Consider the following 19,460-nt stretch of genomic DNA (forward strand, 5'->3'; position numbering starts at 1 on the left):
GTGTCTCCTCAGAAGCCGGTTGGGGTGCGGGTGTGCCAGTCAGTGTTGAGCTGATACTGGTGGGCAACGTTCAACAGGCGGCCTTCCTGGAAATACGGCGCGAGCAACTGCACGCCCACCGGCAGACCGTCGACAAAACCGGCCGGCATCGACAGGCCCGGCAGGCCGGCGAGGTTGGCGGTGATGGTGTAGACGTCTTCCAGATAGGCAGCGACCGGGTCGCTGTTCTTCGCGCCGAGTTTCCACGCCGGGTTCGGTGTGGTCGGGCCGAGGATGATGTCGACTTCATTGAAGGCAGCCATGAAATCGTTTTTCACCAGACGACGGATCTTCTGCGCTTTCAGGTAGTAGGCGTCGTAGTAACCGGCGGACAGCGCATAAGCACCGACCATGATCCGGCGCTGTACTTCCGCGCCGAAGCCTTCGCCACGGGAGCGCTTGTACAGGTCGATGAGGTTTTCCGGGTTTTCGCAGCGGTGGCCGAAACGCACGCCGTCGAAACGCGACAGGTTGGAAGACGCTTCTGCCGGGGCGATCACGTAGTACGCAGGAATGGCGTGCTGCATATTCGGCAGGCTGATTTCCTTGATCACTGCACCGAGCTTCTGCAACTGCTGGATGCTGTTCTGGATCAGCTCGGCGATGCGCGGGTCGAGACCGGCGCTGAAGTATTCCTTCGGCACGCCGATGCGCAGGCCTTGCAGCGAATCACCGAGGCTGGCGGAGTAATCCGGCACCGGCTCATCGATGCTGGTGGAGTCGTTCGGATCGAAGCCGGCCATGCCTTGCAGCAGGATCGCGCAGTCTTCGGCCGTGCGCGCCAACGGACCGCCCTGATCGAGGCTGGACGCGTAGGCGATCATGCCCCAGCGCGAAACGCGACCGTAGGTCGGCTTCAGGCCGGTGAGGTTGGTGAACGCCGCCGGCTGACGGATCGAGCCGCCGGTGTCGGTTGCGGTGGCCGCCGGCAACAGACGAGCAGCAACCGCCGCCGCCGAACCACCGGACGAACCGCCCGGCACATGTTCCAGGTTCCACGGGTTTTTCACCGCGCCGTACCAGCTCGACTCGTTGGCCGAACCCATGGCGAATTCGTCCATGTTGGTCTTGCCCAGGGTCACGGCGCCGGCAGCGGCCAGTTTCGCGACTACGGTGGCGTCGTACGGAGCCTTGAAGTTGTCGAGCATTTTCGAGCCGCAGCTGGTGCGAATGCCCTGGGTGCAGAACAGATCCTTGTGAGCGATCGGCGCGCCGAGCAGGGCGCCGCTCTCACCGTTGGCCCGGCGTGCGTCGGCGGCTTTCGCCTGCTCGATGGCCAGGTCCTCGGTGAGGCTGATGAAACTGTTGAGCTGCGGATCGAGCTGGGTAATACGCGCCAGCAGGACTTTGGTCAGCTCTTCGGAGGAAAACTTTTTATCGGCGAGACCGCGGGCGATCTCGGCCAGAGTCATTTGATGCATTGCAGGCTCTTTCCCTTTAGTCGATGACTTTCGGAACCAGATACAGGCCGTTTTCGACCGCTGGTGCGATGGACTGGTAGGCCTCGCGATTATTCGTCTCGGTCACCACGTCGGCGCGCAGGCGCTGACTGGCTTCCAGGGGGTGGGCCAGCGGCTCGATACCATCGGTATCAACGGCCTGCATTTCGTCGACCAGCCCGAGAATGCTGTTGAGGGCGGAAGTAATGTGCGGAAGATCGGCATCGTTGAGGCCAAGGCAGGCCAGATGCGCGATTTTTTCCACGTCGGAGCGTTCTAGCGCCATCGGGATTCTCCAGTGGAAAACAGAACGGACGGCGTCCGTGTGTTAGATTGTCGGAACACTACCGCACTTCTACGGTCATAAGGCCGCGATTGTGGGGCTTGGTGCACAGAAAAGCGGCCAATTTAACATATTGGCGCCTTGCCCAAAATCCCTGTCGTTGTTAGAGTTTGCCGCACTTTTTTACCCACGCGTTGCCTAGGGTCCCTTTCCCATGTTCAAGAAACTGCGTGGCATGTTTTCCAGCGATCTTTCCATTGACCTGGGCACTGCCAACACCCTTATTTACGTGCGCGAGCGCGGTATCGTCCTGAATGAGCCATCGGTTGTGGCCATTCGGACACACGGTAACCAGAAAAGTGTCGTCGCTGTCGGCACCGAGGCCAAGCGCATGCTCGGCCGTACGCCGGGCAACATTGCTGCCATTCGTCCGATGAAGGATGGCGTGATCGCCGACTTCAGCGTCTGCGAAAAGATGCTGCAGTACTTTATCAACAAGGTTCACGAAAACAGTTTCCTGCAGCCCAGCCCTCGTGTGCTGATCTGCGTTCCATGCAAGTCCACCCAGGTTGAGCGTCGTGCCATCCGTGAATCGGCCCTTGGCGCCGGTGCCCGTGAAGTGTTCCTGATCGAAGAGCCGATGGCCGCTGCGATCGGTGCCGGTCTGCCGGTCGAAGAAGCGCGCGGTTCGATGGTCGTGGACATCGGTGGTGGTACCACTGAAATCGCCCTGATCTCCCTCAACGGTGTGGTTTACGCCGAATCCGTCCGTGTCGGCGGCGACCGTTTCGACGAAGCGATCATCACCTACGTGCGCCGCAACTACGGCAGCCTGATCGGTGAATCCACCGCTGAGCGCATCAAGCAGGAAATCGGTACCGCCTACCCGGGCGGCGAAGTCCGCGAAGTCGATGTTCGCGGTCGCAACCTGGCCGAAGGCGTTCCACGCGCATTCACCCTGAACTCCAACGAAGTGCTCGAGGCTCTGCAAGAGTCGCTGGCGACCATCGTTCAGGCCGTGAAAAGCGCTCTGGAGCAATCGCCGCCGGAACTGGCTTCCGACATCGCCGAGCGTGGCCTGGTGCTGACTGGTGGTGGCGCGCTGCTGCGTGACCTCGACAAGTTGCTGGCCCAGGAAACCGGTCTGCCGGTGATCGTTGCCGAAGATCCGTTGACTTGCGTTGCTCGCGGCGGTGGCCGTGCATTGGAAATGATGGATAAGCACACCATGGATCTGCTTTCGAGCGAATAATCAAACGGCGTGAAAGCTACTCAGGGCTGGGAGCCTTCGGCTTTACGCGCGCAATACTGCGTTAAAAACAGGCTCGGAATGCTCATTTACAACCCGTAAACTCCGCTTCCTCGCCTGTTTTTGCCTTGTCTTGCCGTCGCTCGCTACGCTTTCACACCATTTGATGCTTCGAATGCAATACGTGGGTGAACGCACAGGCAGCACTTTGCAGTGCTGCCTGTTGGCGTTTATCTTCTGTCAGTCTTCATCCAGGCCGGTTTGATGCCGTATGAATAAACAGAACATTTGCCTGGGAGGAGCGGCTTATTAAACCGCTTTTCACCAAGGGCCCTTCGTTGGGCGTGCGCCTGTTGGTGCTGGCCGTGCTCGCGGTCGCGCTGATGGTGGTCGATGCGCGTTTCGACCTGCTCAAGCCCGCGCGCAAACAAGCGTCGCTGGTGCTCATGGACGCCTACTGGATCACTGACCTGCCCGGCCGCTTGTGGGAAGGGGTCGCCAGCCAGTTCGGCAGCCGCACCGAGCTCGTCGCCGAAAACGAAAAACTCAAGACCGAAAACCTGCTGTTGCAGGGACGCATGCAAAAGCTCGCGGCCCTGACCGAGCAGAACGTTCGGCTGCGCGAGCTGCTCAATTCCTCTGCGCTGGTCAACGAAAAGGTCGAAGTGGCCGAGTTGATCGGCATGGACCCCAACCCCTTCACCCATCGCATCATCATCAACAAAGGCGAGCGCGACGGCGTGGTGCTCGGCCAACCGGTGCTCGATGCACGGGGGCTGATGGGCCAGGTGGTTGAATTGATGCCTTACACCTCGCGTGTCCTGCTGCTGACCGACACCACCCACAGCATTCCGGTGCAGGTGAACCGCAACGGTCTGCGCGCGATTGCCAGTGGCACCGGTAACCCGGAGCGCCTGGAATTGCGTCATGTCGCCGACACGGCGGACATCAAGGAAGGCGATCTGCTGGTCAGTTCCGGTCTCGGCCAGCGTTTTCCGGCCGGCTATCCGGTGGCCACGGTCAAGGAAGTCATCCACGATTCCGGCCAACCGTTTGCCATTGTCCGCGCTGTGCCGACCGCCGCCCTGAACCGCAGCCGCTACCTGCTGCTGGTGTTCAGCGACAGCCGCACCGCCGAGGAGCGCGCCAATGACGCCGCCCAAGCCCAGGAACAGCTCGACGCCCACGGTGGCGGGCCGATGTTGCCGGCCAGCGTACCGAAACCGTTGATCATGCCTGCCACGCCTTCCACCGCTACCGCCGCGCCGGCCGCCGAAGCCGCAGCGCCTGCCGCCACGCCAGCCAAGCCCGCCGCGAGCAAACCGCCCGCTGCCGCGCCCGCCGCGGCCAAGCCACCGGCCGCCAGCAAACCACCGGCGAAACCGCCAGCGACTACCGGGGGACGAGAATAATGGTCGGCGCGAAAAAATCCGCAAACGGCTGGATGATCTGGCTGACCTTCTTCGTCGGCATCCTGCTCAGCGTTTCACCGTTGCCGATCTTCATGGAAATCCTCCGCCCGCTGTGGCTGGCCTTGCTCGTGACCTTTTGGGCGCTGTACATGCCGCACACGGTCGGCATGGTCACCGCGTTCTGTCTGGGGCTGGCCGAAGATGTCCTGCAGGGCGACCTGCTTGGGCAGAACGCGCTGATCCTGACCCTGATCACGTTCCTTGTACTGTCGTTGCAGCAGCGTCTGCGCATGTTCCCGATGTGGCAACAGTGCCTGGTGATCCTGGTGATCTTCGGCCTCGCACAATTGGCGCAACTGTGGCTCAGCGCCTTGACCGGCAATCGCCAACCAACCCTGGCGTTGGTCTTGCCGGCACTGGTCAGTGCCTTGCTCTGGCCGTGGGTCAGCTTCGCCCTGCGCGGGATGTGCCGACGCTACAGAATCTATTGAGCCGGTGAAGCAGGGCACTGAACAGGGAGATGTTTTGATGAAACTGCTTTACCTCGCCTCCGGCTCACCGCGTCGCCGTGAATTGCTTACGCAGGTCGGCGTGCAATTCTCCGCCATCAGTGCGGATATCGACGAAACCCCGCTTCCTGATGAATCCCCTTCGGCCTATGTCGAACGCCTCGCGCGCGGCAAGGCTGAGGCCGGTCGCCGCTCGGTCGTCTCTGACCAGCCGTTCTGCGTGCTCGGCGCCGACACCGCTGTGGTGCTCGACGGCAAAATTCTTGGCAAACCGGTGGACGAAGCCGATGCATGCGCCATGCTGATGATGTTGTCCGGCAACGAACACGAAGTGCTGACGGCCATCGCCGTGCTCGAAGGCGAGCGCTGCGAGTCGCGGGTGGTGCGCAGTCGGGTGCATTTCCGCACGATCAGCCGCGATGAGGCCGCCGCCTACTGGGCCAGTGGCGAACCGCGTGACAAGGCCGGCGGTTACGGCATTCAAGGCCTCGGTGCAGTGTTTGTCGCCGGGCTCGAAGGCAGCTATTCGGCGGTGGTCGGCCTGCCGTTGTGCGAAACCTGCGAGGTGTTGGGCCATTTCGGCATACCCTGTTGGCAAAACCTGAACACGCCCTGAGCGTCGTACGAATCCAGATGCGGCCACTATCGTGAACATGCCTGAACGAGATCCTGCCATGAGTGAAGAGATTCTGATCAACATCACGCCGATGGAGTCGCGCGTGGCGGTGGTCGAAAACGGTGTGCTGCAAGAAGTCCACGTCGAGCGCACGCAGAAACGCGGGATCGTCGGCAACATCTATAAAGGCAAGATCGTCCGTGTTCTTCCGGGCATGCAGGCGGCATTCGTCGACATCGGTCTCGATCGCGCCGCCTTCATTCACGCCGCTGAAATCTCCCTGCGCGAAGGCCCGGCGGTAGAAAGTATCAGCTCGCTTGTGCATGAAGGCCAGAGTCTGGTGGTGCAGGTCACCAAGGATCCGATCGGTTCCAAAGGCGCGCGCCTGACCACGCAACTGTCGATTCCTTCGCGTTATCTGGTGTACATGCCGCGCACCGCTCACGTTGGCATTTCCCTGAAGATCGAAGACGAAGCCGAACGCGAGCGCCTCAAGCAGGTGGTCAGTGATTGCGTGGCCAAAGAAGGCATCAAGGAAGCCGGCGGCTTCATTTTGCGCACCGCCGCCGAAGGCGCGGGCGCTGACGAAATCCTCATGGACATCCGTTACCTGCGCCGGCTCTGGGAACAGATCAATGAGCAGATCAAGACCATCGCCGCGCCAAGCGTGATTTACGAAGACCTCGGCCTGGCCCTGCGCACCCTGCGTGATCTGGTCAATCCGAAGATCGAGAAGATCCGCATCGATTCCCGGGAAACCTTCCAGAAAACCACGCAGTTCGTCGCCGAACTGATGCCGGAAATCGCCGATCGTCTGGAGCACTATCCGGGTGAGCGGCCGATCTTCGATCTGTACGGTGTCGAAGACGAAATCCAGCGCGCGCTGGAGCGCAAGGTACCGCTGAAGTCCGGTGGCTATCTGGTCATCGATCCGGCGGAAGCCATGACCACCATCGACGTCAACACCGGGGCGTTCGTCGGTCACCGCAACCTCGAAGAAACCATTTTCAAGACCAACCTCGAAGCGGCCACCGCGATTGCCCGGCAGATGCGCCTGCGCAATCTCGGCGGGATCATCATCATCGACTTCATCGACATGGAAGATGAAGAGCACCAGCGTCAGGTCCTGCGCACTCTGGAGAAACAGCTGGAGCGCGATCACGCCAAGACCAACATCATCGGTATCACCGAGTTGGGCCTGGTGCAGATGACCCGCAAGCGCACCCGTGAAAGCCTTGAACAGGTGCTGTGCGAACCATGCAGCAGTTGCCAGGGACGCGGCAAACTGAAAACCGCCGAAACCATCTGTTACGAGATTTTCCGCGAGATTCTGCGCGAGGCTCGTGCCTATCAGGCCGAGGGTTACCGGGTACTGGCCAACCAGAAAGTGGTCGATCGCCTGCTCGACGAAGAGTCCGGTAACGTCGCCGAGCTTGAAGGCTTTATCGGTCGCACCATACGCTTCCAGGTGGAAACCATGTATTCCCAGGAACAATATGACGTGGTGCTGCTCTGAAGCCCTGCAACACCTTTCATTCAACGCGGCTGGCCTCAGCTTTTCGCAGTTTTTTTGCCATGGGAGCCAACTGACATGGAGCGTCTGACACGCATACTGGCCGCACTCACCCGCTGGGGGCTGGGCCTGTGCGCGTTGGTTCTGGTGTTGATGGCGCTATACGTCAGCCTCGGCCGCGAGCTGACGCCACTGGTGGCCGAGTACCGCGCCGACATCGAAGACAAGGCCAGTGCCGCCCTCGGCATGCCCTTGCAGATCGGTGAGCTGGAAGGCAACTGGAGCGGTTTCGCGCCGATCCTGCTGGCCCATGACGTGATGGTCGGCGACGGTGCCAACGCACTGCGCCTTGATCGCGTGCGGGTAGTGCCGGATCTGTGGGCCAGTGTGTTGGCTCGCGAAGTGCGCCTCGCGCATATCGAACTCAATGGTCTGAAGATCAGCCTCAAGGAAGCCGAAGACGGCACCTGGGCGCTGGAAGGCTTGCCGGTGCAGAAGGATCAACCGTTCGATGCGGCGCAACTGTTCCAGCGCTCGCAGATGATCAGGCAGTTGTCGGTGCTCGATAGCCAGGTGACCCTGCAACCGCTTGATCACCCGCCCATGACGCTAACCTATGTCGGCCTCAATCTGCGCACCGGCGCAAGCCGTCAGCGGCTCGACGCGCGTCTGACCTTGCCTGATGGCCAGCCCGTTGCGCTGAGCCTGCGCAGCCAGCTTCGTCCCGATCAATGGCAGAACAGCGCCATCGAGGGTTACGCCAGCCTGCCGCAGAGCGACTGGTCGAAGTGGCTGCCCGAGCGGCTGACCCAGCAATGGAATTTTTCCGAGATCAAGGCCGGCGGCGAACTCTGGGTCGATTGGGCCGAAGGCGCATTGCAGAGCGCCGCGTTGCGCCTGAATGCGCCGCAAGTGACGGGCGCCTACGCCGAGCGCAAGCCAATCCAGATCAATAATCTGGCGCTCAACGCCTACTACCGCAACAGCGCCGAGGGCGTGAACGTCACCCTCGATTCACTGGCGATGAGCTTTGGCGAAACCCGCTGGGAATCCCGCGTGCAGATACAGCAGACCCGCGCCAGCGCCAAGGCTGAAGAGCTCTGGCATTTGCAGGCGGATCGCCTCGATCTGACCCCGATTACGCCGCTGCTCAATGCGCTGGGCCCGTTGCCGCAGAGTCTTGCCACGGTGGTTGAACGCTTGAAAGTGACCGGCGGCCTGCGCAATGTTCTGATGGATTTCCGTCCGACTGCCACCGACGGCAATAAATTCGGCTTCGCCGCCAACCTCGACAACGTCGGTTTTGACGCCTACCACGGCGCTCCGGCGGCGCGAAATGTCAGCGGCAGCCTCAGCGGCAATCTCGACGGCGGCGAGTTGCGCCTCGACAGCAAGGATTTCGTCCTGCACCTCGATCCGATTTTCGCCAAGCCATGGCAATACCTGCAGGCCAATGCGCGCCTGACCTGGAAACTCGACAAGGATGGCTTCACCCTGATCGCGCCGTATCTGAAGGTGTTGGGCGAGGAGGGCAAGATTGCCGGCGACTTCCTCATCCGCCTGCACTTCGACCATAGCCAGGAAGACTACATGGACCTGCGCGTCGGTCTGGTCGACGGCGACGGTCGCTATACCGCCAAATACCTGCCGGCCGTGTTGAGCCCCGCGCTTGATGAATGGCTGCGCACGGCGATCCTCAAAGGTGCGGTGGATCAGGGCTTCTTCCAGTATCAGGGTTCGCTGAACAAGAACGCCGGTGAGGCTGACCGCAGCATCAGTCTGTTCTTCAAAGTGCACGACGCCGAACTGGCCTTTCAGCCGGGGTGGCCACATGTGAGCAAGGTCAGCGGTGACGTGTTCATCGAGGACAGCGGTGTGCGCATCTGGGCCAGTAAAGGCCAGTTGCTCGACACGCAGGTCAGCGATGTCTTCGTCAATATTCCTCATGTACCGGCCGGACAGAATTCGCATCTGTTGCTTGATGGCGCATTTGCCGGTGGCCTGGGCGATGGCTTGAAGATCCTCCAGGACGCGCCGATCGGCACTGGCGAGACCTTTGCCGGTTGGGAAGGCGCGGGTGATCTCAACGGCAAGCTCAAGCTCGATATTCCGCTGGCCAAGGGCGAGCAGCCGAAAATCCTCGTCGACTTCAAAACCGCCAATGCGCGGCTGAAACTGGCCGAACCGAAGCTGGAACTGAGCCAGCTCAAGGGCGATTTCCGCTTCGACAGTAACAAAGGCCTCAGCGGTCAGAACATTTCTGCGCGGGCCTTCGACAAACCGGTCACTGCGCAGATCTTCGCGGATGGCAGCCCCAACCAGATCAAGACTCGGGTGGCGGCGTCGGGGCAGGTCGAAGTCAAAAAGCTTACCGACTGGCTGGGCGTCACCCAACCGTTGCCGGTGTCCGGGACCCTGCCTTATCAGTTGCAGCTGAATCTTTCCGGGGCCGACAGCCAGTTGATGGTCAGCTCCAGCCTCAAAGGCGTGGCGGTGGATCTGCCGGCGCCTTTCGGCATGGCCGCCGATGTCGGGCGGGACACGGTGTTCCGCATGACCCTGCAAGGTCAGGAGCGGCGCTACTGGGTCAACTACGACCAATTGGCCAATTTCACCTTCGCCGCGCCACCGAGCAATTTCGCCGATGGCCGTGGCGAGCTGTTTCTCGGCACGGGCGAAGCCGTCCTGCCGGGTGCCAAAGGCCTGCGGATTCGCGGCGTGCTGTCGGAGCTGGACGTGGCGCCGTGGCAGGATCTGGCCAATAAATACGCCGGGCAGGATCCTGGCGGTAGCGCCAAACAGCTGCTCAGCAGCGCTGACATCAAGGTCGGCAAACTGACTGCGTTCGGCACCACACTGGATCAGGCCTCGGTGCAGATCAATCGCAAGCCCGGCGCATGGAATCTCGCTCTCGACAGCCAGCAGGCCAAGGGCAGCGCCAGTCTGCCGGACGCCAAAGGCGTGCCGATCGCGGTGAATCTGCAGTACGTGAAACTGCCGGCGCCGGACCCGGCCGTGCAGGCTGACGAAAACGCGCCGGATCCACTGGCCTCTGTCGACCCGACGAAAATTCCGGCGCTGGATATCACCCTTAACCAACTGTTCCTCGGTCCCGATCTGGTCGGTGGCTGGTCGCTGAAAGTAAGGCCGACCGCCAAAGGCATCGCCCTGAACAACCTCGACATGGGGCTCAAAGGCATCCTTCTGCAAGGCAACGGCGGCTGGGAAGGCACGCCGGGTTCGACCAGCAGCTGGTACAAGGGCCGCATTGGCGGCAAGAACCTGGCTGACGTGCTCAAGGGCTGGGGCTTCGCGCCGAGCGTGACCAGCGAAGAATTCCACATGGACGTCGACGGCCGTTGGCCGGGCTCGCCGGCGTGGCTGGCGACCAAGCGTTTCTCCGGCACCCTCGACGCCTCGCTGAACAAGGGACAGTTCGTCGAGGTCGAGGGCGGCGCTCAGGCGTTGCGGGTGTTCGGCCTGCTCAACTTCAACTCGATTGGCCGGCGTTTGCGTCTGGATTTCTCCGACCTGTTCGGCAAAGGCTTGAGCTACGACCGGGTCAAAGGTTTGCTGGTGGCGAACAATGGCGTCTACGTCACCCGTGAGCCGATTCGCCTGACCGGGCCTTCGAGCAACCTCGAGCTGGACGGCACGCTGGATCTGGTTGACGACAAGGTCGATGCGAAATTGCTGGTGACCTTGCCGGTGACCAACAATCTGCCGATTGCTGCGCTGATCGTCGGCGCACCGGCGGTAGGCGGCGCGCTATTTCTCATCGACAAACTGATCGGTGACCGCGTGGCGCGCTTCGCCAGCGTCAAGTACACCGTCAAAGGCCCATGGAAAGAGCCGAAAATCACCTTCGACAAGCCTTTTTAACTAGCAGACACTAGCCCCGTAGGAGCTGCCGAAGGCTGCGATCTCTTGATCTTGTTGTTGAAGATCAAGATCAAGATCAAGAGATCGTCCGATCGCGGCCCGAGCCTTCGGCAGCTCCTACACAGTTCTGCGTAAATCCCGAGGAGCGGCCATGTCTTTAGCGGTGATTCAAATGGTCAGCCAGAGCGACGTGCTGGCCAACCTGGCCCAGGCCCGACGCCTGCTTGAACAGGCAGCCGCCAGCGGGGCGAAACTCGCGGTGCTGCCGGAAAATTTCGCCGCCATGGGCCGTCGCGACGTGGCCGATATCGGCCGCGCCGAGGCTTTGGGCGAAGGGCCGATCCTGCCCTGGTTGAAACAGACCGCCCGCGACCTCACCTTATGGATAGTCGCCGGTACATTGCCCTTGCCACCGCTGGGCCAACCCACGGCCAAAGCCAATGCCTGCTCGCTGTTGGTCGATGAACACGGCGAGATCGTCGCGCGTTATGACAAGCTGCATCTGTTTGATGTCGATGTCGCCGACAATCGTGGCCGGTATCGTGAATCCGATGACTATGCTTATGGCGGTGGCGTGGTGGTGGCGGATACGCCGGTAGGCCGCGTCGGTCTGAGCGTGTGTTACGACTTGCGCTTCCCGGAGCTGTACAGCGAATTGCGCGCCGCCGGTGCCGAGTTGATTACCGCACCGTCGGCGTTTACTGCCGTGACCGGCGCCGCGCATTGGGATGTGCTGATCCGTGCACGGGCCATCGAAACACAATGTTATGTGCTGGCGGCAGCACAGAGCGGCACCCATCCGGGGCCTCGGGAAACCTTCGGGCATGCGGCGATTGTCGACCCGTGGGGACGCGTGCTGGCCCAGCAGGATCAAGGCGAGGCGGTGTTGCTGGCCGCACGCGACAGCGATGAACAAGCGTCCATCCGGGCGCGCATGCCGGTGACGCGTCATCGGCGGTTTTTCTCGCAGGGCGCCCAGCGGCCTGCTTCAGAACACGAATTTAAGGCGTAAACCTATGAGCGAGTTGTTGTCCTCAGTCAGTGATCACCTGTTGGCACCCGGCGGTGTCACGATCGAGAGCCTGCAAGGCGTGCTCGGCGATCTGGCCGGGCCGGGCATCGATGCCGCCGACCTGTATTTCCAGGGCCAGATCTCCGAGTCGTGGGCGCTGGAAGACGGCATCGTCAAGGAAGGCAGCTTCAACCTCGACCAAGGTGTCGGTGTACGTGCGCAGTCCGGTGAAAAAACCGGATTTGCCTACAGCAATGCGATCACCCTCGAAGCCCTCGGCGCCGCGGCCCGTGCCGCGCGCTCGATCTCCCGCGCCGGGCAGAACGGCACCGTGCAGGCGTTCACCAGCCAGGACGTCGCGCAACTGTACGCGCCGGATAATCCGCTGGAAGTGCTCAGCCGCGCGGAAAAAGTCGAATTGCTCAAACGCATCGACGTCGCCACCCGCGCACTCGATCCACGCATTCAGCAGGTCAGTGTGAGCATGGCCGGTGTCTGGGAGCGGATTCTGGTTGCCTCCACCGACGGTGGTCTGGCCGCTGATGTGCGCCCATTGGTGCGCTTCAATGTCAGTGTCATCGTTGAACAGAATGGCCGGCGCGAGCGCGGCGGGCATGGCGGCGGCGGGCGTACCGATTACCGCTACTTCCTCGCCGAAGACCGCGCCATGGGCTATGCCCGCGAAGCACTGCGTCAGGCACTGGTCAATCTGGAAGCGATTCCGGCGCCGGCCGGTACCTTGCCGGTCGTGCTCGGTTCCGGCTGGTCCGGCGTGCTGCTGCACGAAGCGGTCGGTCATGGTCTGGAAGGCGATTTCAACCGCAAGGGCAGCTCCGCCTACAGCGGGCGCATGGGCGAAATGGTTGCTTCCAAGCTCTGCACCATCGTCGATGACGGCACCTTGAGCGGCCGTCGCGGTTCGCTGAGCGTCGACGACGAAGGCACGCCGACCGAGTGCACCACGCTGATCGAAAACGGCGTGCTCAAAGGCTACATGCAAGACAAGCTCAACGCGCGGCTGATGGGCGTGGCGCGTACCGGTAACGGTCGCCGCGAATCCTATGCGCATCTGCCGATGCCGCGCATGACCAATACCTACATGCTCGGTGGCGAAAGCGATCCGGCGGAAATCATCGCCTCGGTGAAGAAGGGCATCTACTGCGCCAACCTCGGCGGCGGTCAGGTCGATATCACCAGCGGCAAGTTCGTGTTTTCCACCAGCGAGGCTTACCTGATCGAAGACGGCAAGATCACTGCGCCGGTCAAAGGCGCGACGTTGATCGGCAACGGCCCAGAGGCGATGAGCCGGGTGTCGATGGTCGGTAACGATCTGGCGCTGGACAGCGGTGTGGGTACGTGCGGCAAGGATGGGCAGTCGGTGCCGGTGGGTGTCGGCCAGCCAACGCTGAAAATCGATGCGATCACCGTGGGTGGCACGGGCGCATAAGAACGGTGGGGCTTTCGGGTGGCGCGCAGGACGGCCACCCGGTGGCGATGATCAACGCAGGCCGCGTTGCGTCTCGTCCAGCTCCCGAATGTATTTGAAGATCTTGCGGCTCGAAGCAGGGGGTTTGTTTTGCGCAACCTCATGCTGGGCCTGACGGATCAGGGAACGCAATTGCTGGCGATCGGCGTCCGGGTACTCGACGACGAATTTCTCCAGCACGGCGTCATCGCCCGCGATCAGGCGGTCACGCCAGCGTTCCAGATTATGGAAACGCTCGTTGTACTGGCGAGTGGAGGCATCGAGTTGATCGAGCAGAATCAGAATCGCGTCAGTGTCCTGATCGCGCATCAGTTTGCCGATGAACTGCAAATGCCGTTTACGCGCGATGTTCGCGGTGTGCTTGGGCGCATCGGCCAGTGCCCGGCGCAGAGCGTCGGTCAAGGGCAGTTTGGCGACCAGATCAGGCTTGAGTGTGGTCAGGCGCTCGCCGAGGTCAACCAGCGCATGCAGCTCGCGTTTGACCTGAGATTTGCTTTTTTCTCCCGTATCGAGGGAGTCGTCGTAAGAATCAACCATGGTGGCAGTCCGCAAAGAAACGCCGCCATGATAACCAGTCGGGGGCCGCTTGTCCGGCCCGGTCGCTCGATGACCCCAGCCGAAAGCAGAATTTGAGTGGAGATGAGCATGAGTGCAGTTCAAAGCGTCGGCCCGCAGGCATTGCCGGCACTGCAAGAACAGGTCGAGCAGATCATCGCCGAAGCCAAGCGCCAGGGCGCCAGCGCCTGTGAAGTCGCGGTGTCGCTGGAGCAGGGCCTGTCGACCTCGGTGCGTCAGCGCGAGGTCGAAACCGTTGAGTTCAATCGTGATCAGGGTTTTGGCATCACCCTGTACGTTGGCCAGCGCAAAGGCTCGGCCAGCACCTCGGCCACTGGCCCTGAGGCGATCCGTGAAACGGTCGCAGCAGCGCTGGCCATCGCCAGACACACTTCCGAAGATGAAGCCTCGGGCCTCGCCGATGCGGCACTGATGGCCAGGGATGTGCAGGATTTCGACCTGTTCCACGAGTGGGACATCACCCCGGAGCAAGCCATCGAGAAGGCCCTGCTCTGCGAGGCTGCGGCTTTCGACGCCGATGCGCGGATCAAGAACGCCGACGGCACCACCCTCAGCACCCATCAGGGTTGCCGCGTTTACGGCAACAGCCACGGTTTCATCGGCGGTTACGCGTCGACCCGGCACAGCCTGAGTTGCGTGATGATCGCTGAAGCCGACGGCCAGATGCAGCGTGATTACTGGTACGACGTCAATCGCCAGGGCAGCTTGCTCGCCGATCCGGTGAGCATCGGCCAGCGTGCCGCGCAGCGGGCGGCCAGCCGTCTGGGCGCGCGTCCGGTGCCGACCTGTGAAGTGCCGGTGCTGTTTTCCGCGGAGCTGGCGGGTGGTCTGTTCGGCAGCTTCCTCTCGGCAGTATCCGGCGGCAGTCTGTATCGCAAATCGTCGTTTCTCGAAGGCACGCTGGGGCAGAAGCTGTTCCCGGAATGGCTGACCATCGATGAGCGTCCGCATCTGATGCGCGCCATGGGCAGTGCTTCCTACGACGGTGACGGCCTGGCGACTTACGCTAAACCGTTCGTCGAGAAGGGCGAGTTGGTCTCGTACATCCTCGGTACGTACTCCGGGCGCAAACTGGGCATGCCAAGCACCGCCAACGCGGGCGGTGTGCACAATCTTTTCGTCACCCATGGCGATGAGGATCAGGCAGCGCTGTTGAAACGCATGGGCCGAGGACTGCTGGTTACCGAGTTGATGGGCCATGGCTTGAACATGGTCACTGGCGACTACTCGCGCGGTGCGGCGGGTTTCTGGGTGGAGAACGGGGAGATCCAGTTCGCCGTGCAGGAAGTGACCATCGCCGGCAATATGCGCGACATGTTCAAGCAGATTGTTGCGGTGGGTAACGACCTGGAGCTGCGCAGCAACATCCGCACCGGTTCGGTATTGATTGAGCGGATGACCGTCGCGGGCAGCTAAACCGCGATTCCGCCCATTCAAAAAGGCGCGCCATCCGTTGTGGATGGCGCGCCTTTTTTATTCGCTTCGCCACAAACTCCTTGTGGGAGCGAGCCTGCTCGCGAAAGCGGTGGACCGGACAAAACATCCCAACCGGCCAGAAGCATTCGCGAGCAGGCTCGCTCCCACAAATGGGCAGCGCAAACTCGATCGCTTGTGTTGGTTCTCATTATCATCTAATAATGAATCTCATCTCCGAACGAGTCCCGGATCATGAGTTCTGCCTTGCACGAGCAGCCCTACCTCGAAAGCTGGCGCTGGATGAGCCGCCAGATCCGTTGCGCACTGGATCCTGACGAACCGCGTCTGATCGAACACTATCTCGCCGAAGGGCGCTATCTGTCCTGTTGCACAGCCACTTCGCCCTGGACCGTCGCCGAAACGTCTTTCCGTCTGCTGCTCGACACGGCCAGCGACACCGCGTTGCCGTGGCACTGGCGCAGCGTCTGTCTCGATCAAGCCTGGCGCCCGTTGCGTGACATGGAGCGCCTGTCGCTGTGCCAATGCCGCCTGCAGCGCTGGCAACGCTACACCTGGCAGCTCGCCACTTGCGAGTTGCAACCGTCGATTCCTCTTATTGATTTGCTGCAAGGACATTCGAATGACCAAGACACGTATTGAGCGCGACAGCATGGGCGAGCTGCAGGTGCCGGTCGACGCGCTTTATGGCGCGCAGACCCAGCGCGCAGTGGACAACTTCCCGATCAGCGGCAAGCCGATGCCGACGCAATTCATCCGCGCGCTGATTCTCGCCAAAGCCGCCGCGGCCCGGGCCAATGTTGAGCTGAACCAGATCAGCGTGGACCAGGGCAAAGCCATCAGCGATGCCGCGCAAGGTCTGCTCGAAGGCGATTTCATGCAGCATTTTCCGGTGGATATCTTCCAGACCGGTTCCGGCACCAGCTCGAACATGAACGCCAACGAAGTGATCGCCACGCTGGCCAGCCGCATGCTCGGTGAGCCGGTCAATGCCAACGATCACGTCAACTGCGGGCAGAGCAGCAACGACATCATCCCGACCACCATTCACGTCAGCGCCGCGCTGGCGCTGCATGAACAATTGCTGCCGGCGCTGTTGCATCTGGTCCAGGTCATCGAGCGCAAGGCCGGACAGGTGCATCATCACGTCAAAACCGGACGCACCCATCTGATGGACGCGATGCCGGTGCGCATGAGTCAGGTGCTCAACGGCTGGGCGCAGCAGCTCAAGGCCAACGTCGCACATCTGCAGGATTTGTTGCCGAGCCTGCAATCCCTGGCGCAGGGCGGCACCGCGGTGGGTACCGGGATCAACGCGCATCCGGAGTTCGCCACGCGATTCAGTCGGCATCTGAGCCAATTGACCGACGTGCAATTCACCCCGGGCAAGGATCTCTTCGCTTTGATCGGCTCGCAGGACACCGCCGTCGCTGTCTCCGGCCAACTCAAGGCCACCGCCGTGTCGCTGATGAAAATCGCCAATGACCTGCGCTGGATGAACTCCGGCCCGCTGGCCGGCCTCGGCGAAATCGAACTCGAAGCACTGCAGCCGGGCTCGTCGATCATGCCCGGCAAGGTCAACCCGGTGATCCCGGAAGCCACCGCCATGGTCGCCGCGCAAGTGATCGGCAACGACTCGGTGATCACCGTGGCCGGGCAATCGGGCAACTTCGAACTGAACGTGATGCTACCGATCATCGCGCACAACCTGCTGAGCAGCATCGAACTGCTGGCCAATTCCAGTCGCCTGCTCGGTGACAAGGCGATTTCCAGCTTCAAGGTCAACGAATCGCGGTTGCAAGAAGCGTTGTCGCGCAACCCGATTCTGGTCACCGCCCTCAACCCCATCATCGGCTACCAGAAAGCCGCCGACATCGCCAAGCAGGCCTACCGGGAAGGCCGCGCGGTGATCGACGTTGCCCTGGAACACACCGACCTGTCGCGCAGCCAGCTGGAAGAGTTGCTCAACCCCGAGAAGCTCACCGCCGGCGGCGTGTAAACCCCGCAACTGCTTTGGAGGCTCACCATGGAGCACTGGAAACGCACGATCGAACGGGCCAATCGCTGCTTCATGCTGGGCGAATTGATCGACGCCCGCGAGGCTTACCTGCAAGCCCTGGCCCTGGCGCAAGTGCTGTTCGAACGCTGGGCGGATGCCGACGAAGCAGTGGCGGCCTGCGTCGTCTCTCATCACAACCTCGCCGACCTGCATCTGCGCCTGAACCAACCGGAGGAGAGCGCCGAGTACCTGTGCGCCATCCATCAACGCCTGTTGCAGACCATGCAGGACGAACGCCTGCGCCCGGCCCTGCGTGAAGCGGCGCTGCGCCAGAGCAGCAAGACCTACGTCGAGCTGTTGAATTTCATCAGTGAGCATGGGGAATACCCGCGCACCCAGCGTCTGCTGCATCCCGACACCGGCAATGCCCGCCGCGCCTCAACTTCTCATCAGTACGGAGTCCATTGAAATGGCTTTTACCTTGCCCGCCTTGCCCTACGCCTACGATGCCCTCGAGCCGCACATCGATGCGCAGACCATGGAGATCCATTACACCAAGCATCACCAGACCTACATCAACAACCTCAACGCCGCCGTGGAAGGCACCGAGTTTTCCGAGTGGCCGGTGGAAAAGCTCGTCGCCAGCGTGCAGCAACTGCCGGAAAAACTTCGCGCGGCGGTGATCAACCAGGGCGGCGGTCACGCCAATCATTCGCTGTTCTGGGAAGTCATGGTGCCCAACGGTGGTGGTAAACCCGACGGCGAGCTGGCCCGGGCCATCGACGAGCAACTGGGCGGACTGGACAGTTTCAAGGAAGCGTTCACCAAAGCCGCGCTGACCCGCTTCGGCAGTGGCTGGGCCTGGCTCAGCGTGACCCCGGAGAAAAAGCTCATCGTGGAAAGCAGTGGCAACCAGGACAGTCCGTTGATGAACGGCAATACCCCGATTCTCGGGCTCGACGTCTGGGAGCACGCCTACTACCTGCGCTACCAGAACCGTCGCCCGGAATACATCAGCGCGTTCTACAACGTGATCAACTGGCCGGAAGTTGCTGCGCGCTATCAGGCCGCACTGGTTTGAGCCTTCAATAAAAACAATCCAGGGCTGACTATGGGCACTGAAACACTGGCGATTGGCAGCGGGCGGATGTTTCGTTACGCGGTGGGCTCGCTGTTGCTGTTGGCGGGGATGACTCTGCTGGTCGCCCACGGTTTGCACTGGCTGAATCTTGAACCCAGGTTGCTGCGCGCATTGCAGGGCGGCGCTATCTGCGCCTTGGGCACGGCGCTCGGCGCGGTGCCGGTGCTGATAATCCGGCGCATGCCGCAGGCACTCAGCGACACCTTGCTGGGATTTGGTGCCGGGGTGATGCTGGCGGCGACGGCGTTTTCGCTGATCGTGCCGGGCATTGCTGCGGCTGAGAGTCTTGGCCTGACGCCGTGGGCCGCCAGTGGTTTGATCTGCTTTGGCATCCTGCTCGGCGCGTTCGGCCTGTATCTGGTGGATCGCAGGGTTTCCGGTGCTACGCCGGAGATGCTCGTCGGCACGCTTGAGCGTCCCGTGATTCCACCGCGCATCTGGCTGTTCGTGTTCGCCATCATCGCGCACAACATTCCGGAAGGCATGGCGGTCGGCGTTTCTGCCGGTGGCGGTATGGCGGATGCCGACAGTCTGGCGATGGGCATCGCGTTGCAGGATGTGCCGGAAGGTCTGGTGATTGCACTGGTGCTGGCCGGGGCGGGAATGTCGCGGGTCAGGGCCTTTCTGATCGGCGCGGCGTCAGGGCTGGTCGAACCGGTGTTCGCGTTGTTATGCGCGTGGCTCGTCAGTCTGGCTCAAGTGCTGTTGCCACTGGGGCTGGCGCTGGCGGCCGGGGCGATGTTGCTGGTGGTGACTCACGAAGTGATTCCGGAGTCGCGCCGGCACGGACATGACAAGCTGGCCAGCCTTGGCTTGTTGATCGGGTTTTGTCTGATGATGGTGATGGATACGGCGTTGGGTTGAATGAAG

Annotated in this window: 17 protein-coding genes; 14 read left to right on the forward strand and 3 right to left on the reverse strand. The window is 61.7% G+C overall.

Going from position 1 to position 19,460, the window contains the following annotated elements; all coding sequences use genetic code 11:
- Positions 1 to 8 precede the first annotated feature (8 nt).
- Positions 9 to 1,460, reverse strand: a complete 1,452-nt coding sequence (gene gatA / locus LIS66_RS04150; protein WP_042608774.1) for an Asp-tRNA(Asn)/Glu-tRNA(Gln) amidotransferase subunit GatA — start codon at positions 1,458 to 1,460, stop codon at positions 9 to 11.
- Positions 1,461 to 1,476: 16 nt separating this feature from the next.
- Positions 1,477 to 1,764, reverse strand: coding sequence for an Asp-tRNA(Asn)/Glu-tRNA(Gln) amidotransferase subunit GatC (gene gatC / locus LIS66_RS04155; protein WP_024011606.1), 288 nt, complete (start codon positions 1,762 to 1,764; stop codon positions 1,477 to 1,479).
- A 211-nt stretch (positions 1,765 to 1,975) separates the two neighbouring features.
- Between gatC and mreB the strand changes: the two genes are divergently transcribed.
- The 8 genes from mreB (at position 1,976) to tldD (ending at position 13,401) form a co-directional block, all read left to right on the forward strand.
- Positions 1,976 to 3,013, forward strand: a complete 1,038-nt coding sequence (gene mreB / locus LIS66_RS04160) for a rod shape-determining protein MreB (RefSeq protein WP_002555108.1) — start codon at positions 1,976 to 1,978, stop codon at positions 3,011 to 3,013.
- 335 nt (positions 3,014 to 3,348) lie between these two features.
- The gene (gene mreC / locus LIS66_RS04165; RefSeq protein ID WP_024011607.1) at positions 3,349 to 4,422 is read left to right on the forward strand and encodes a rod shape-determining protein MreC; all 1,074 of its coding nucleotides are present in this window, start codon (positions 3,349 to 3,351) and stop codon (positions 4,420 to 4,422) included.
- On the forward strand, positions 4,422 to 4,913 hold the full coding sequence (mreD, locus tag LIS66_RS04170; RefSeq protein ID WP_042608773.1) for a rod shape-determining protein MreD: 492 nt from the start codon (positions 4,422 to 4,424) through the stop codon (positions 4,911 to 4,913). Before mreC ends, mreD begins: the two co-directional genes overlap by 1 nt.
- 37 nt (positions 4,914 to 4,950) lie before the next feature.
- Entirely contained in the window at positions 4,951 to 5,547 is a 597-nt protein-coding gene (locus LIS66_RS04175) for a Maf family protein (protein WP_227973690.1), read from the forward strand.
- A 58-nt stretch (positions 5,548 to 5,605) separates the two neighbouring features.
- Positions 5,606 to 7,063: a ribonuclease G gene (gene rng, locus LIS66_RS04180; protein WP_227973691.1), complete on the forward strand. Its 1,458-nt coding sequence runs from the start codon at positions 5,606 to 5,608 to the stop codon at positions 7,061 to 7,063.
- A gap of 75 nt (positions 7,064 to 7,138) precedes the next feature.
- Positions 7,139 to 10,942 carry a YhdP family protein gene (locus LIS66_RS04185; RefSeq protein WP_227973692.1) on the forward strand — a complete coding sequence of 1,268 codons (3,804 nt, stop codon included), beginning with the start codon at positions 7,139 to 7,141 and terminating at the stop codon, positions 10,940 to 10,942.
- A gap of 151 nt (positions 10,943 to 11,093) precedes the next feature.
- On the forward strand, positions 11,094 to 11,954 hold the full coding sequence (locus tag LIS66_RS04190) for a carbon-nitrogen hydrolase family protein (RefSeq protein WP_227973693.1): 861 nt from the start codon (positions 11,094 to 11,096) through the stop codon (positions 11,952 to 11,954).
- Between the two features lie 4 nt (positions 11,955 to 11,958).
- Positions 11,959 to 13,401, forward strand: coding sequence for a metalloprotease TldD (tldD, locus tag LIS66_RS04195; RefSeq protein WP_016771693.1), 1,443 nt, complete (start codon positions 11,959 to 11,961; stop codon positions 13,399 to 13,401).
- A 51-nt stretch (positions 13,402 to 13,452) separates the two neighbouring features.
- Here tldD and yjgA read toward each other — a convergent pair whose 3' ends face one another.
- On the reverse strand, positions 13,453 to 13,977 hold the full coding sequence (gene yjgA, locus LIS66_RS04200) for a ribosome biogenesis factor YjgA (RefSeq protein WP_042608768.1): 525 nt from the start codon (positions 13,975 to 13,977) through the stop codon (positions 13,453 to 13,455).
- Between the two features lie 108 nt (positions 13,978 to 14,085).
- Here yjgA and pmbA point away from each other — a divergent pair, with 108 nt between their 5' ends.
- From pmbA to LIS66_RS04230, 6 genes are all read left to right on the forward strand, one after another.
- On the forward strand, positions 14,086 to 15,432 hold the full coding sequence (gene pmbA, locus LIS66_RS04205) for a metalloprotease PmbA (protein ID WP_042608767.1): 1,347 nt from the start codon (positions 14,086 to 14,088) through the stop codon (positions 15,430 to 15,432).
- 252 nt (positions 15,433 to 15,684) lie between these two features.
- Complete coding sequence (locus LIS66_RS04210; protein WP_042608766.1) at positions 15,685 to 16,092, forward strand: hypothetical protein; 408 nt, start codon at positions 15,685 to 15,687, stop codon at positions 16,090 to 16,092.
- Entirely contained in the window at positions 16,073 to 17,449 is a 1,377-nt protein-coding gene (locus LIS66_RS04215) for a class II fumarate hydratase (RefSeq protein ID WP_227973694.1), read from the forward strand. The genes LIS66_RS04210 and LIS66_RS04215 overlap by 20 nt, the downstream gene beginning before the upstream one ends.
- 27 nt (positions 17,450 to 17,476) lie before the next feature.
- Positions 17,477 to 17,917: a hypothetical protein gene (locus LIS66_RS04220; RefSeq protein WP_042608764.1), complete on the forward strand. Its 441-nt coding sequence runs from the start codon at positions 17,477 to 17,479 to the stop codon at positions 17,915 to 17,917.
- A gap of 1 nt (position 17,918) precedes the next feature.
- Positions 17,919 to 18,530 (forward strand): superoxide dismutase, encoded by a 612-nt coding sequence (locus LIS66_RS04225; RefSeq protein ID WP_227973695.1) that lies wholly within the window; start codon positions 17,919 to 17,921, stop codon positions 18,528 to 18,530.
- Between the two features lie 30 nt (positions 18,531 to 18,560).
- On the forward strand, positions 18,561 to 19,454 hold the full coding sequence (locus tag LIS66_RS04230) for a ZIP family metal transporter (RefSeq protein WP_083354225.1): 894 nt from the start codon (positions 18,561 to 18,563) through the stop codon (positions 19,452 to 19,454).
- Positions 19,455 to 19,460: the final 6 nt, after the last annotated feature.

Origin of the sequence: Pseudomonas sp. HN2, from assembly GCF_020736465.1 — a bacterium.
Taxonomy (GTDB): Bacteria; Pseudomonadota; Gammaproteobacteria; order Pseudomonadales; family Pseudomonadaceae; genus Aquipseudomonas; species Aquipseudomonas moraviensis_A.